Source organism: Paenarthrobacter sp. NPDC057355 (assembly GCF_042667405.1).
In the GTDB taxonomy this organism is placed as follows: Bacteria; Actinomycetota; Actinomycetes; order Actinomycetales; family Micrococcaceae; genus Arthrobacter.
Genome location: NZ_JBHVAL010000005.1, coordinates 1 through 13,391 on the forward strand (window position 1 = coordinate 1; position 13,391 = coordinate 13,391).

Below are 13,391 nucleotides of genomic sequence, written 5' to 3' on the forward strand. Positions count from 1 at the left end.
GGCCCTGGTGCTTAATGACCGGTTGTTGGACGAGGTCACCTTGTAGACCGTTCCGCTTGTTGGCATTTAATGGCAATGTTTCCGGGAAACATTGCAATTAACTGCCAACTCGCGTGCTTATTTTGAAGGGAGCTCGTCCCAGTTCTGGACCAGGAAGGGCGAACCGCCGGGAGAGCACTCGCCCACGTCCGTGCCCTCCGGGGACAGTCCTCCGCCGAAAGAGAACTGCTGCCCAATGCTGATGGATTTTCCGTCGGGCAGGACCACTCCGGACTCGGTGACCTTGGTACCGCGCGGGAAGATCAGGCCCCCGAAGCGCCCGTCGGGGTAGACGCTGGCAATACATCCGCCGCCGTTGAGGCCCAAGGTTCCCCTGTTACCGGCGTCCATGTGGAAGTCCGCCGGCTCATCTTTGGCGACCGCAGCCTTGTTGCCATTACCGCCCGTGACGATTTCGGCGTCGAAAGTCGGCATGCGCCCGGTCAGCTCAGGGAGCGGCTGGTCGCTCGGGGAGCTGGTATCCGGTGCGTGATCGGGTTGCGTGGCGGCCGGGATGGGCCGTTGCGCCTGCTGCGACCATAGCGAGGACGCGAAGACACCCGCGACCACCGCGGCCGCCGCCGCCACCAAGCCAACTCCGGCGACCACCCGGCCCCGACGCCTGGCGACTGGCCGATCTTCACTGGACCCACCGACGGTGAGGAGAACCGCGTCGCTGGACATGACGGTCAGGCTCTTCTCCCGGCTCTTGGCCAGGTCTTCTTCCGTGACTGCCCGGGCGGGGTCCGCTGCGACCAGACGCCTCAGCTCTGATGATTCGTTATGGCTCATTGCTGACATCCTCTGCTGCTTGATCGGCCCGAAGCAGGTGGCCAAGTTCCTTCCGGGCCCTGTGCAGACGCATCCGGACGGCTGTGGCCGTGACATGGAGCAGCTGCGCCACTTCGGCTGACGTGAAGCCGTCCCAATAGGTCAGGAGGAGAACTTCCCGTTCTTGGGGCTTGAGGCTCGCCAGCGCCTCCCGAACCTCGTCATTGTCCGGGCCCAACAGGGAAGTCCGCTGCAGCTCCAATTGCTGCGTGAGGTTGATGGACCGGACGTTTGATCGGTTGTGGTTTCTGAGGACGTTCCGGGCAATGCCGAAGACCTCCAGCACGGACAATTCGTGATCCCGGGACTTTTCCCAGGCGATCCGAAAGACCTCGGCACACAGGTCCTCGGCTGTCGGCGGCCCCGCGGTTCGACGACGGAAGTAGCGGTAAACCTTGTCGTGGCAGGCCGCGTGGGCCGCCAGGAAACGCTGCTCCCTCGCTTGGTCCACGCGATCCCCTCGCTCCGCTTTCACGCTCATACCCGGTTAATGTCCGGCAGTCAGAAGAATGTAACGGAACTTTCAGGAAAAGCGTACGACGCCGGCACTCACCACCCGGTAAGGCGGCTGACCGACGTCGTACTTTGGTGTTAGTCGCCTACGGCGTCGCGGCCGCGGCGGACGATCAGCGGATCGGCGTCGTAAACCACCGTGGTGTCCTTGTCGGCGTAATCGAACTGGTTGAGGAAGAAACGCATGGCGTTGATGCGGGCGCGCTTCTTGTCGTTGGATTTGATCGTGATCCACGGTGCATGGTCAGAGTCCGTGTGCAGGAAAGTCTGCTCTTTTGCCTCGGTGTACTCGTCCCAACGGTCCAGCGACGCAAGGTCCATGGGTGAGAGTTTCCAGCGCCGGACGGGGTCGATCTGCCGGATCGCGAAGCGGGTACGCTGCTCTTGACGGGTCACTGAGAACCAGAATTTGGTCACGTGGATCCCGGCGTCCACCAGCATTTTCTCGAACACCGGCGCTTGCCCCATGAAGGTGTCGTATTCCTCCTCGGTGCAGAAGCCCATGACCCGCTCAACGTTTGCGCGGTTGTACCAGGAACGGTCGAACATCACGATTTCGCCGGCCGTGGGAAGGTGCTGGATGTATCGCTGGAAATACCACTGGCCCTGCTCGCGGTCGGAGGGCTTGGCCAGTGCAACAGTCCGGGCCGAACGCGGATCCAGGTGCTCGGTGAAGCGCTTGATGGTCCCGCCCTTGCCCGCCGCGTCCCTGCCCTCGAACACGATGACGTGCTTGAGGCCCAGGTCCTGGCCCCAGTACTGGAACTTCAGCAACTCAATCTGGAGGCGGTACTTCTCGATCTCATACTCGTCACGGGTCATCCGCTCTTCGTAGGGGTACCCGTCGCTCCAGGTTTCCACGGCCGATCCGCCGGGATCGATGAGTTCCGGGTCTTCCCCTTGTCCGCCGCTGATGGTGTAGCCCAATTCCACCAAGTGGTCGATGGTCTCGCGCAGGTTGTCCCTCACCCACCAGTTGTCCAACGATGTGGACAGTGGATTTGCCTCCGTCATGCGGTCCTCCTGCTCAGACGTGTAGTCCGCAGAACGCTAACAACACTTGGTGACTGGAGGGTGAACAAGCCGGCCCTCAGCTCTGGGGCCGCCGAACATCGATCCAGTAACGGCGAAAGTGCCGTCCCGTCTCGTCCGTCCGGGTATCTTCGATCACACCGCCCGCACGTTCGATGGTCCTGGCCGAGGCCACGTTCGCGTCATCGCACGTCAGCAGGACACGATCAGGCTGCTCCCGCGCCTCCAGCTGTGAACACAGGTTCTTCAGGGCCCACGACGCAGCGCCGCGCCCACGATCCGAGGGCCGCACGCCGTAGCCGATGTGGCCTCCCGAATTCAGCAGCGCCGGGGTGAGGTAGTGACGGAACGCGATGGCACCCACGTAGCGCGGGCCCTCAGTGATCCACAGATACGTGCAAGGAACGATGCCGTCGTTCTCACCCACGTACTCCGCATCCCTAAGTTGCTGGACCCAGGCAGCGAACCCTTCGCTGGTGGTGACGTCCTTCGCCATAAAGACGCCGGCCCCATCCTGATGTGCGCCTTCCCACTCAGCGTGGGACTCAAGGAACGACTGGTGGAAAGAGATATCCGGAGCAACGAGTTTGAACATGGAGAAAACCCTATACGCCCTAGCGTGCCTGTAGCGGCAGAAGACGACACGCCCGTCAAGCAATCGACAAACTTGTCATATGCATGACTTATGTCGTAGATTCATTCCGTCCATCAAGTTTATTAATCGAAGGAGTGATTCGAGTGCTTAAGATCAAGCGACTGGCAAAGCGCCGTTCCAAGCTGAACTTCGTGTTCAACTGAACAAACAGAAAAGTGGTGGGGACCACGCAACGCGTGGTCCCCACTCATCATTGGAGGCAAAAATTGGACGTCGCAACCTACTCGCTAAAACAGTCACTTCCAGTTGTGACAACAGGTACCACCGTGCACATCGGATTGGCACCACCCAATGCCATCGAAATTGAAGATGCGCCTTCCGGCCTCACCGAATTGCTGAGCTTTGCTTCTCACCCACGAACCCTCCAAGACCTGGGCAAAGAAGCCCAACTTTTGATGGGCGACGGCGCCGGGCCAATCGTCCAGGAGCTCATCGACGCTGAAGTGTTGATACCTTACAGATTCGATCTTTCGGGCCGATACAGCCGACATGACCTCTACTTTGAGCTTGCACACGGCACGGGTCCCGGGGCGAGCGAACAACTGCACAACCGAACCGTGGCACTCATCGGCGTGGGCGGCATCGGAACCAATGTGGCCATGCAATTGGCCACAGCAGGGGTAGGTTCGATCATCCTTGTCGATGGCGACACCGTCGAAGAAAGCAACCTCACCCGGCAATATCTCTTCACAGCCGCGGACGTTGGCACTCCCAAGATCAAGGCTGCTGCGGAGAACCTTCTGCTTCGGGCGCCCAGCATCACGGCCAATGAAGTTTCAGCAATGATCTCGGGCGTTGATGATCTCCTGCCTGTATTCCAAGAATCGGATTTTGTGGTGGTTTCCGCGGACACTCCCCAGGAGGTTCTTGAGTGGTCCAACGAAGCCTCCATAGTCACCGGCACGCCCTTCACCTGCGCCGGGTACCAGGACACCCGCGGCGTGGTGGGCCCAGTGGTCAGGCCGGGCGAAACCCCGTGCCTCCTCTGCGCCGCGACGGACAACGATGGTCGGTCAAACTCTGCCGCGTCACTTTCCACCACCAACCTCAATAACTCCTACCAGGCTCCCAGCTTCGGCCCCTTGAACTCCATCGTGGCCTCCGTTGCGGCCATGGAGGTGTTCCGCTATCTTCTGACCGGCTCCACCAACCTCGATGGGAGAAGGCTGGTGTTTGACTCCTTGGAGTTGTCATCTGATTTTGAGGATTTTGCCAAGAATGACCACTGTGCCGCGTGCGGCTAGAAGCAGCAGGGCATTCGCCGCCCTCGCGGGCGCCTACACGGCCGCGTCACTCCTTGCGACCGTCGCCAACAAAAACTTCTGGCCAATCGCGTCGAACAATATGTTCAACGCGAAGTTCGGGGACCGGGTCTCACGCTTCGCCGTCGAATTTCACCATGCAGACGGAACAATGGTGGCCGCCGGACCCGCAAACTGCCTTCCCACGCAGTTCTTCCGGGCCGGGGCCGTGTTCGCCCGTATCTTCATGGCAGAGGAGGAACGTCCCAAACACGTTCTTTGCCTGCGTATCATCCGGCGGCTCCAGGGGAGCAGCTGGCGGGCCTTTGACGAAGTCCGCGCTCCAATCCAGCTACCGGACGTTCCGCTAACCCGGATGGAGGTGTGGGTAGAAACCACGGTTCGGGGAATGCCTGGGGAAAGAGAGGTGGTGTACACCTATGTCCCGCAATCTTCGCATGAGCCCTGCTAGGAAACGGCAATTACGAACCGCCGGAGTTTGGATGGTCGCCGCGTTGGCAGCGACGCTTCGTCCGGGCCCCGCCGCTGCCCGGGATTACAGGGCGGCGGTTGCTTCGACGGACTTGGGCGCAGGTGCTGGTCCAGAGGAACGCAAATCGTGGATGACCCGGCGCGCGGCAGCTGGCCTGTTCCTGGCGACCGCGGGCGCAAGTGAGTTGTACGGCAGGCCGGGGGCAGCGCACTTGCCCTGGGTTCGGCGAGCAGCGTTGGGATTGTTCCTCGGGACTCGTGCCGCGGATGCCCGTTCACTTCCAGGGCGATGGTCTTACGACACGTTTATCGAGGCCGTACTCCTTACGCACCAACTACCCATACCGGCAAACAGCCAGCTAGCCGACCTGCCGCTCTCCGTCTCGCGCGTCGCACTGTACTTGCCCTATACGCAGGCCGGGTTGTCGAAGCTGATTCACGGCTACGACGCCTGGGTACGGCTCGGCGACGCAAACCTCATATACCACTCGCATTTGAACGCATCGGATGAACACCCATTTGCGCAAGAGAAATTCGCGGTTCCAGTTCGGATCCTGACACGCGCAATTCCATTTCTCGAATTGGCCGCACTTCCTCTTGCGCTCATTCTCCCCGGCAAATGGCGACTGGTGCTCCCATGCTGCACAACCCTATTCCACTTTGCTATCGCCAGGACTTGGAACATCAGTTTTTGGCAGGCACCCGCTTTGCAGTGGCTTATGAGTTCAGTGGAACAACAAACCGACCTTTCAACCATATTCCATGCATCCCGAGGTGAATAAATTGTCAGTGGCAAAGCCGTGGCAGAGACGTCTGCATCTGACGGGCATGTGGGTGAATTCGCTCGGTGGCGGCGCCTACAACATCGCCCTGCCGCTCATCGTCCTCCAGACAAGTGGCAGCCTCGCCCAAATGTCCATAGTCGCCGTAGCTTCACAACTCCCCAAGGCCTTCCCGGGAGTGCTGATCGGCGGACTGGCCGATCGGATGTCGCCCCGCACCATGACCCACATTGGCTATTGGGGTCAGGCAACGGTCGTAGCCGCAATGGCCCTGCTCATCGGCCCGTGGCACACACCTTTTTGGGTTCTGGTGCTGGGCGCGTTCCTGCGCGGCAGCCTGGACATGTTCGCGAGAACAGCCACGTTCGTGGCGATTCCGAAAATGTACGGAGAGGGCACCGCCAAGTTCAATGCATCAGTCTCCACTGCGTGGACTTCGGCCTCCATTGTGGGTCCAGCCATCGGCGGCGCTCTCAGCGCGGTATGGGGTCCATGGTGGTTACTGGCCGTGGACGCAGTCTCCTTCACCGTCATCGCTATGATCATGAACTTCCTGCCTTGGCCGGACCGCCCCGCCAGCCGGCCTGACCGCGCCGGCTTCTTCAAGGATCTTTCGGCCGGGTATCGGAGACTCTCGCAGGTCAACGGTTGGTGGCGCTTTGCCGGCACCGTAGTCCTCATCGGCTTCTTGTCCGCCCCGTTGTCAACGCTTGCAATCTTTCAGACATCTGTTGGCCTGGGTGGCTCAACAACAGAAGTCGGGATTGTTGGGGCGTCCGCTGCTGCTGGTTTGTTCTGCGGATCCCTGTTGTCCGGCGTGGTCTCGGACTGGCGCCCAAACCTCCTCATGCAACGGTCGTCCTGGCTCATGGCGGCAGGATCGCTCCTGTTCTTCATCCCTTCATGGATCTCCATAGCCACGGCACTTTTCCTTGTCTGCACAGGAGGGATCGCCTGGACTGTGGGGCGCACGTCCCTGATCCACCAACAGATACCCCCGTCCGACCTTGGCAAGACAATGACGGCCGTCCAATTCCTGGAAACGGTGTCCAGCCCCCTAAGCCTGGCGGTTGCCACCTATCTCATGGGAGTCTCGCCCTTTATGGCCTTCAGCTCGATACTCCTCGCGGCGCTCCTTTCGGGATTCCTGGCCCTGAACTCCAACTCCATACTGAGTCCCCGGGAGCCTGAAGCCGAGGTCAAGCAGAGCGAGCCTGTGCGATAGAAGGCAATCTCCGGCGTCAACCCGGGGCGCTAACGGGTGGGCTTACACCACCGGCGAGTTCATCAGGGCCACGGTGATGAGCAGGGCAATACCGAACATCGGCAGGCAGAGGATCACGTTGGTCCGGCGGTTGTCCCGCATCACGGCGACGAACTCGCGAAGGAACGCGCTGGGCACGAAATACCTGGCCGTTGGGGCACCGACCACCTCAGCACTGATCTTCTGCCGGCGCGACAGGAGCGCAGCGCGGAGCACGTGGTAGTTGTTGGTGCACACCAGCAACGGACCCTTGATTCCCTTCTCAGCCAGCAGCGCCACGGAATAGGCCAGGTTCTCGCGGGTTGTGGTGGCTTTGTTCTCCTCCAAGACGTCAGCGGCAGCTGCCCCCTTCGCCACCAGGTACTCCTTCATCGCAGTGGACTCGGGCCGGGGTTCGTCCGGGCCTTGGCCCCCGGAAGGTACCAAAACGGGCCTGACCGGTGTGACGCCGTCGTAAATTTCCAGGGCCTTGTTCAAGCGCGCGGCGAGCAAGGGCGGGACGTTGCCGTCGATCAGGCCCGACCCCAGGACGACGACGGCGGCCGGGTTCGGGCTGTAGCGCATCCTGGAATACACCATCGCGTAGCCCAGGAAGACAACGAAAGCGCAACCCAAGTAGGCGCAGAGGAAGAACGCCAGGGCTGCGATACCGGCCAGGACCGGCTGCCCACTCAGCACGAAAAGGAAAGCGACCACAGGGGCCAGGAACACGGTCAAACCGACGGCGATCGGCAGGAAGCTGGTGATCCCGGGCCCTTCCCTTCGGACCATCGTGACGCCGTTCGCGATCAGGAAGGCGGCGAAGACGAAGATACTCACGACCGGTACGACGACAACCAACAGGTTCAGCCACTCGAACCATGGGTTCAGGTCGATCAGGAAGTCCAGGAGCGCCTGCAGCAGGAACCAGGCCGCCACCAAAAGGAAGACGCCGTTGCGGAGTCGTCGGCGGTCCGACTGGTAGGAGGCCAGGAAAAACCCCGCAAAGATAAGGCCAAGGACCAGGTTCAGCATGGTCCAAGCCTATTCGGTGTGGTGACGGCGGCGATGGCAGAGCTGCGTGGCCCTGGCGACGCTCGATTCTGGCCGGCACCGACCGGTGGTCAACATCATCCGGCTAGCCGTCAAGTCGGACGGTGCCGGCGGAACTACCGGCCCTCTTCAACCTGCCGGGCGAAGTCGTTCAGGGCTCCGGCCACAGCTTCCGGGTGGCTCAATGGGGCGTAGTGACCGCCAGCGATCTCAACGGGTTCGGCGCCCAGCCGGTCGCGGATAAGGCTCCGCATGAACGACGGTGGGAAGAACAGATCGTCGCGGCACAAAATACCCAAGGTTGGAACGTCCAATTGCTTCCCTGGCCAAGGTGCTGCCATCCAGGCCCCTTGCTGGTCGCGCTCATGGTCCGCGGCCTCGCGGGCCAAGTCTTCGGGTACCAGGTTGAAGTATGGCTCTTCGGGAATGGTTTCCCGGTCATGCCCTGAGTTGGTCCACCAGTCACCGAAAGTCTCCCCGGGCAGGGGGATCATCGCGGAGAGAAACACCAACCCATCCGAGTTGAGCGTCTCGCACACCAACGGCGCCGTGAAACCGCCCAACGAGTGCCCCACCACAATGGTGTTCCGGGCATCGCCGACTGCTTCCGTCACTGCACGGGTGTAGTCCTCGAGTCCCGCCCCGGCATCTTCGATGGGCAAATCGACGGCCACCACACGATGTCCCGAGGCTTCAAGGACCGGGCTGACCAGATGCCAGTCCCACGCACTGGAACCGCCACCGTGAATCAGAACGAAAACCGCCATGTCGCACCTTTCAAATGACCTTGTGTGCCGTCACCAACGTGTCCGGCTCACTCTGAACCACGCCCGCGGAAGTTTCAACCGGTAGCCCGTTCCGGATCCAATACTCGATGCCGCCGATCATCTCCTTGACTGAATAGCCCAGCTCCGCGAAGGCGAGGGCAGCGAACGTACTGCCATTGCAGCCCGGCCCCCAGGAGTACACCACCGCCTGCGAACCCGCCGGGACAAGCCCAGGGGCCAGCTCAGGAATACTGGCGGTCGGGATATGTACCGCACCGGGAATATGTCCGTGGTCCCAAGAAGACCGACGGCGGGTATCCACAACCACCAAGGAACCCGGTTCGGACGCAGCCACCTCCATGACGTCGATTTCGCATTGAAGCTTGGCCCGGAAGAACTCTGCGGCGCTCATGCTCATGCGAGTTTCGCCAGCTTCGCGGACGCCCGGCGCGAACCGAGCTTGGCGGAAATCCGGAGGCTGGTCTCAGCCGCCATCGGCCCTACTTCCCGAACCCGTTTGGCGGTCATCCGGGAAGACAGCGAAGATACCGAAAGTGCAGCCACCACGTGGTCGTCATGGCCGAAGATGGGCGCCGCGACACAGCGCACCTCCGGCTCGTTCTCCCGGTCGTCGATGGAATAGCCGCGCCGCCGGATAGCTTCGAAGTCGGCGCGCAACAGCGCCGGATCCGTGATGGTCTTCTCGGTGAGTGGCACCAGGCTGCCGGCCAGGATGGGACCCACCACTTCTTCCGGGCTGAAAGCCAACATGGCCTTGCCGACTGCCGTGCAGTAAGCCGGCATGGTGGCGCCAACCCGCGAGGCCATGCGCACCGTGGCCTCGTCTTCCACCTTGTCCAGATAGACCACGTCATGCCCGGAAAGCACCACCAGATGGCAGGTGCTTTCGGTAGCACGCATAAGGCTGCGGAGTTCACCGTTGGCAACGCTGCGCAGATCCACCCGGTCCAGGTAGGACTGCCCCAACCTCAAGCAGCCGTGTCCCAGGCGGAACTTGCCGGTCTCGTGATCACGCTCCAGCAGGTTCTCTTCGAGCAATGGCGCAGCCAGGCGCAACAAGGTGCTCTTGTTCAATCCGGAGAGCCGGGTGAGCTCTACAAGCGCCAGCCCATCCCCATTGCCCGGTTCCTCGGCCACCACCGTCAATAAAGCCAGTGCTTTGCGAAGTGACGCCGAGGAATTACGGGCGTCCTTGCCTTCAGTAGTCACTCAGTTCCTCACGAGCTGCTCGGCGTCGTAATCACGTTTCCAACCCTCGACCCCCGGCCGCTGCTGCCAGGGTGCTGGACCGGACAACGGCCGGTATTCCACACCCATGGCCTCGAGCCGGGCCAGATGTGCACCTGTGAGCCGGGTCAGGAACTCATCGTAGTCCCGGCCCTCAGGGTTGGACCAGAACACCTCCGAGATGGCGCTCAGGCGCGGGAAGGCCGCGAACTGCACGCGGCGGGGCGAGTCCAGGTGCTCGGTCCAGATGTTCGCCTGGGCGCCCAGCAAACGTCCCGGCCATCCCTCCGCGGAAAGACCAGGCAGCGGATCGAACTCGTAGACGGCCTGCAGGGTGGTCACGAACCCGACCGGTACCGGCTCGTCGTCGCCGTCGGCCTGCCTGTGGTCGAGGTAAAGCTTGTGCTCAGGGCACATCACTACGTCGTAACCCTTGCGGAGGGCATCAATCCCTCCCTCATACCCACGCCACGAGGCCACGAGCGCGCCGTCCGGAAGTCCGCCGTCGCCGATTTCGTCCCACACGGACGTTGCGCGGCCGTGGCCCTTGAGGTGCAGCGCGAGCTGCCCTACGAACCAGCTGTGCAGGCCCGAGACATCGTCCAGGCCAAGCGACTCCGCCTTGCCACGCGCAGCGGTACTGGACTGCCACTGGGTGAGCGGAACTTCGTCGCCGCCCAGGCTTATCCACGGGGAGGGGAAGATCTCCACGACCTCGTCCAGGACGTTCCGGTAGAACTCCAGCGAGGTTTCGGAGACGGCAAGGACCGTCTCATTGATACCCCAGCGCGTCCATACCTCCACAGGTTCCGCACCCTCTGCCTGGCCCTCGCCCAGCTCCGGGTACGCCGCGATGGCGGCCTGGCTGTGTCCTGGAACGTCTATCTCCGGGATGACGGTGATGTGCCGCTCAGCGGCGAACGCCACGATCTCCCTGAGGTCGTCCTGCGTGTAGAAACCACCGTGCGGCCGACCATCGAAAACGCCCGCACGCCAGGACCCAAGGGACGATTCCCGGCGCCACGCACCGGTTTCCGTCAGCTTGGGATAGCGGTTGATCTGGATCCGCCAACCCTGATCGTCGGTCAGGTGCAAGTGCAGGACGTTGAGTTTGTGCATGGCCATGACGTCGATGAACCGGAGCAGGTTGTCCTTGGGCATGAAGTGGCGTGCGACGTCCAGCATCGTTCCGCGGTAACCAAACCGTGGCTTGTCCTCCACAGAAACCCGGGGAACCGACCAGATCGAACCGACCGCAGACTGGCGGAATGCTCTTGGTCCCAGCAACTGCAGAAGAGTCTGCGCAGCGTAGAACGCGCCCGCGGGCCCACCGGCAGAAATTACGACGGCGTCACCCACCTCCAGGCGGTACGCCTCGGCGTCGAGCTTCGGGTCCAGCAGGAAGCGGACCTGGGCGTCGGCGGTGGCTGCGGGAGCCAGGTCCCAGCCGGTGGCGGCGCCCAAAGAACGGGCCAACCAGCGGCGGGGACCGCCCAGTTCAGGGTCGGCACCCAAGGTCGTACCGGCGTCGAGCGTCAACCCGCCTGTCCCCGCCGAGAAGGACCACGGCGCCGGGACCAACTGGTGGAGCGCGCTCATCCCTTCACCGCCCCGGCGAGACCGGACACGAGCTTGCGCTGGACGGCGATGAAGAAGATCAGCACCGGGATGGTCATGATGACGGAGCCGGCCATGATGGCACCCCAGTCGTTTTGGTCGGGCTTGAAGAACGTCAGCAGCGCCATGGGCAATGTCTGGTTCTCCTGGGCCGAAATAATGAACGTCTTGGCGAACAGGAAGTCGTTCCATGTGGAGATGAAGGAGAACACCGAGCACGCAACCACCCCCGGCGCCACCAGCGGGAACAGGATGGAACGCACAAAACGGAAGCTGCTGGCTCCGTCCAGGCGGGCGGCCTCTTCCACCTCCACCGGAACAGCGGCCACAAACCCGCGCAGCATCCAGATCGCGAACGGAATGCTGAAGCCAACATGGACCAGCACCAGTGAACCCAGTTGGTTCAGGCCCACCAGCGGAATGGCCTCGCCGGCGTTGCGGAGCAGGAAGAACAGCGGAATGGTAAGCGCCTCCACGGGCACCATCTGCGAAACAAGGATGATGATCAGCAGCTTGGTGCGCATCTTGAAGTCGTAGCGCGTCAGGGCCACAGCCGCGAGGAACGCCAGGACGGTGGACAGGACCACCACGATCATCGCCACAATCACGCTGTTCAGGAAGTACTGGCCAAAGTTGTTCACGCCCAGCACGCGCCCGAACGAGTCCAGCGACGGTTCAAGGGTGAACGGTGCCGCATCCCCGGCGTCGAGGGCGGTTTTGGGCTTGAGCGCGGACAACACCATCCAGAACAGCGGGAAGGCAACCATCAGCGCTATGACGATCGCCGCGGCGTCGGCGCCGAAGCGTCGCTTGCCGTTCTTGCGGAACTTCTGCGGGTTTTCTGCCGCTGCCTGCGGCGCAAGCGGTGAAACGTCGACGGCGGTCACAGGGCTTCTCCTGTTCGCTTGAGGATGCGGAGGTAGACGAGGGTGATGACCATCAGCAGGGCGGTCATGATGACGCCAAGGGCTGAACCGAGTCCGTACAGGCTTGCGGCGAATGCCTGCTGGTAGCCGTACACGTTCAGGACCAGGTTCTGGCCCGCGATGCCGCCTCCGTTGGTCATGATGTAGATCTGCGAGAAGATCTTGAAGTTCCAGATGATGGACTGGATGGTCACCACGATCACGATCGGACGGAGCATCGGCAGCATGATGCTCCGGGCGATGCGGGGCATGGATGCGCCGTCGATCCTTGCGGCTTCGATGACCTCCGTCGGAATCGCCTGGATGCCCGCGTAGACGGTAACCAGTACGAACGGGAATGAGCACCACACCACTTCGCTGGCTACCAGCCCGAAGGCCGACCATTTGTCGTAGGTCCAGGAGTAGCCCTGGAACTGCGTCAGCCCGATGGCCACCAGCGTCTTGTTCACCAAGCCCAAGGTGGGCTCGAACAAGAACAGCCACACAGCGCTGCCTGTAACTGCAGGGGTTGCCCATGCGCCGAGCGAGACCACAAAAAGCACGGAACGGACCCACGGACGGAGCCTGGTTGCCAGCACCGCAAGTGAACTGCCCACCAACAACGTGAAGACCACGCAGGCGGTAGCGAAGACCACGGTGTTGCCCAGGACAGTCCAGAACTGCGGATCGGCGAAGAGCTTCTGGTAGTTCTCCAACCCCACGAATTTCAGGGGTGCTTTTCCACTGACCTGGGCCTGCCGGTAGTCATACAGGGAGACGTTGATCAGTTGGAAGATCGGATAGCCCAGCAGCGCAATCAGGACTATGAACGCCGGTGCGAGGTAGAGCCAAGGTTCCAGACGCCCCCGACGGCGGGAGGCGAGTGCCGCCGTCGTCGGGCCCTTGCGTGGTGCGCGTCCTTGGGACGCTTCGGGCAGTACCGGGGTGACGGCTGTCATGATGCGCCTTCGGT

General features: G+C 62.0%; 14 protein-coding genes. 3 read left to right on the forward strand and 11 right to left on the reverse strand.

Annotated features, from left to right (window positions below; translation table 11 throughout):
- Window positions 1–117 precede the first annotated feature (117 nt).
- From ACFUOZ_RS07795 to ACFUOZ_RS07810, 4 genes are all read right to left on the reverse strand, one after another.
- On the reverse strand, window positions 118–831 hold the full coding sequence (locus tag ACFUOZ_RS07795; RefSeq protein WP_377546453.1) for a hypothetical protein: 714 nt from the start codon (window positions 829–831) through the stop codon (window positions 118–120).
- Window positions 821–1,351 (reverse strand): RNA polymerase sigma factor, encoded by a 531-nt coding sequence (locus ACFUOZ_RS07800; protein ID WP_377546456.1) that lies wholly within the window; start codon window positions 1,349–1,351, stop codon window positions 821–823. Before ACFUOZ_RS07800 ends, ACFUOZ_RS07795 begins: the two co-directional genes overlap by 11 nt.
- 110 nt (window positions 1,352–1,461) lie before the next feature.
- A complete protein-coding gene (ppk2, locus tag ACFUOZ_RS07805; RefSeq protein WP_377546458.1) occupies window positions 1,462–2,397 on the reverse strand; it encodes a polyphosphate kinase 2 in 936 nt (311 codons plus the stop codon).
- 76 nt (window positions 2,398–2,473) lie between these two features.
- The gene (locus tag ACFUOZ_RS07810) at window positions 2,474–3,010 is read right to left on the reverse strand and encodes a GNAT family N-acetyltransferase (protein ID WP_377546461.1); all 537 of its coding nucleotides are present in this window, start codon (window positions 3,008–3,010) and stop codon (window positions 2,474–2,476) included.
- 308 nt (window positions 3,011–3,318) lie between these two features.
- Between ACFUOZ_RS07810 and ACFUOZ_RS07815 the strand changes: the two genes are divergently transcribed.
- From ACFUOZ_RS07815 to ACFUOZ_RS07825, 3 genes are all read left to right on the forward strand, one after another.
- Window positions 3,319–4,314: a TOMM precursor leader peptide-binding protein gene (locus ACFUOZ_RS07815; protein WP_377546464.1), complete on the forward strand. Its 996-nt coding sequence runs from the start codon at window positions 3,319–3,321 to the stop codon at window positions 4,312–4,314.
- The gene (locus tag ACFUOZ_RS07820; RefSeq protein WP_377546466.1) at window positions 4,289–4,783 is read left to right on the forward strand and encodes a hypothetical protein; all 495 of its coding nucleotides are present in this window, start codon (window positions 4,289–4,291) and stop codon (window positions 4,781–4,783) included. Before ACFUOZ_RS07815 ends, ACFUOZ_RS07820 begins: the two co-directional genes overlap by 26 nt.
- Before the next feature lie 848 nt (window positions 4,784–5,631).
- Window positions 5,632–6,810, forward strand: a complete 1,179-nt coding sequence (locus ACFUOZ_RS07825; protein ID WP_377546951.1) for an MFS transporter — start codon at window positions 5,632–5,634, stop codon at window positions 6,808–6,810.
- 42 nt (window positions 6,811–6,852) lie between these two features.
- On the opposite strand, the gene ACFUOZ_RS07830 is transcribed toward ACFUOZ_RS07825, so the two are convergent.
- The 7 genes from ACFUOZ_RS07830 to ACFUOZ_RS07860 form a co-directional block, all read right to left on the reverse strand.
- Window positions 6,853–7,863 carry a YdcF family protein gene (locus ACFUOZ_RS07830; protein ID WP_377546469.1) on the reverse strand — a complete coding sequence of 337 codons (1,011 nt, stop codon included), beginning with the start codon at window positions 7,861–7,863 and terminating at the stop codon, window positions 6,853–6,855.
- Between the two features lie 134 nt (window positions 7,864–7,997).
- Entirely contained in the window at window positions 7,998–8,648 is a 651-nt protein-coding gene (locus tag ACFUOZ_RS07835; protein ID WP_377546472.1) for an alpha/beta fold hydrolase, read from the reverse strand.
- Window positions 8,649–8,658: 10 nt separating this feature from the next.
- Window positions 8,659–9,066, reverse strand: coding sequence for a rhodanese-like domain-containing protein (locus ACFUOZ_RS07840; protein ID WP_377546475.1), 408 nt, complete (start codon window positions 9,064–9,066; stop codon window positions 8,659–8,661).
- A complete protein-coding gene (locus ACFUOZ_RS07845; protein WP_377546478.1) occupies window positions 9,063–9,878 on the reverse strand; it encodes an IclR family transcriptional regulator in 816 nt (271 codons plus the stop codon). The genes ACFUOZ_RS07840 and ACFUOZ_RS07845 overlap by 4 nt, the downstream gene beginning before the upstream one ends.
- Complete coding sequence (locus ACFUOZ_RS07850; RefSeq protein WP_377546480.1) at window positions 9,879–11,495, reverse strand: beta-N-acetylhexosaminidase; 1,617 nt, start codon at window positions 11,493–11,495, stop codon at window positions 9,879–9,881.
- Window positions 11,492–12,400, reverse strand: coding sequence for a carbohydrate ABC transporter permease (locus ACFUOZ_RS07855; protein ID WP_377546482.1), 909 nt, complete (start codon window positions 12,398–12,400; stop codon window positions 11,492–11,494). The genes ACFUOZ_RS07850 and ACFUOZ_RS07855 overlap by 4 nt, the downstream gene beginning before the upstream one ends.
- Window positions 12,397–13,377 (reverse strand): carbohydrate ABC transporter permease, encoded by a 981-nt coding sequence (locus tag ACFUOZ_RS07860; RefSeq protein WP_377546485.1) that lies wholly within the window; start codon window positions 13,375–13,377, stop codon window positions 12,397–12,399. Before ACFUOZ_RS07860 ends, ACFUOZ_RS07855 begins: the two co-directional genes overlap by 4 nt.
- Window positions 13,378–13,391: the final 14 nt, after the last annotated feature.

Coding starts and splice junctions, on each gene's coding strand:
- ACFUOZ_RS07840 (WP_377546475.1), bottom strand. CDS start 9,066: ATGAGCATGAGCGCCGCAGAGTTCTTCCGGGCCAAGCTTCAATGCGAA.
- ACFUOZ_RS07825 (WP_377546951.1), top strand. CDS start 5,632: ATGTGGGTGAATTCGCTCGGTGGCGGCGCCTACAACATCGCCCTGCCG.
- ACFUOZ_RS07820 (WP_377546466.1), top strand. CDS start 4,289: ATGACCACTGTGCCGCGTGCGGCTAGAAGCAGCAGGGCATTCGCCGCC.
- ppk2 (WP_377546458.1), bottom strand. CDS start 2,397: ATGACGGAGGCAAATCCACTGTCCACATCGTTGGACAACTGGTGGGTG.
- ACFUOZ_RS07810 (WP_377546461.1), bottom strand. CDS start 3,010: ATGTTCAAACTCGTTGCTCCGGATATCTCTTTCCACCAGTCGTTCCTT.
- ACFUOZ_RS07850 (WP_377546480.1), bottom strand. CDS start 11,495: ATGAGCGCGCTCCACCAGTTGGTCCCGGCGCCGTGGTCCTTCTCGGCG.
- ACFUOZ_RS07860 (WP_377546485.1), bottom strand. CDS start 13,377: ATGACAGCCGTCACCCCGGTACTGCCCGAAGCGTCCCAAGGACGCGCA.
- ACFUOZ_RS07795 (WP_377546453.1), bottom strand. CDS start 831: ATGAGCCATAACGAATCATCAGAGCTGAGGCGTCTGGTCGCAGCGGAC.
- ACFUOZ_RS07800 (WP_377546456.1), bottom strand. CDS start 1,351: ATGAGCGTGAAAGCGGAGCGAGGGGATCGCGTGGACCAAGCGAGGGAG.
- ACFUOZ_RS07835 (WP_377546472.1), bottom strand. CDS start 8,648: ATGGCGGTTTTCGTTCTGATTCACGGTGGCGGTTCCAGTGCGTGGGAC.
- ACFUOZ_RS07830 (WP_377546469.1), bottom strand. CDS start 7,863: ATGCTGAACCTGGTCCTTGGCCTTATCTTTGCGGGGTTTTTCCTGGCC.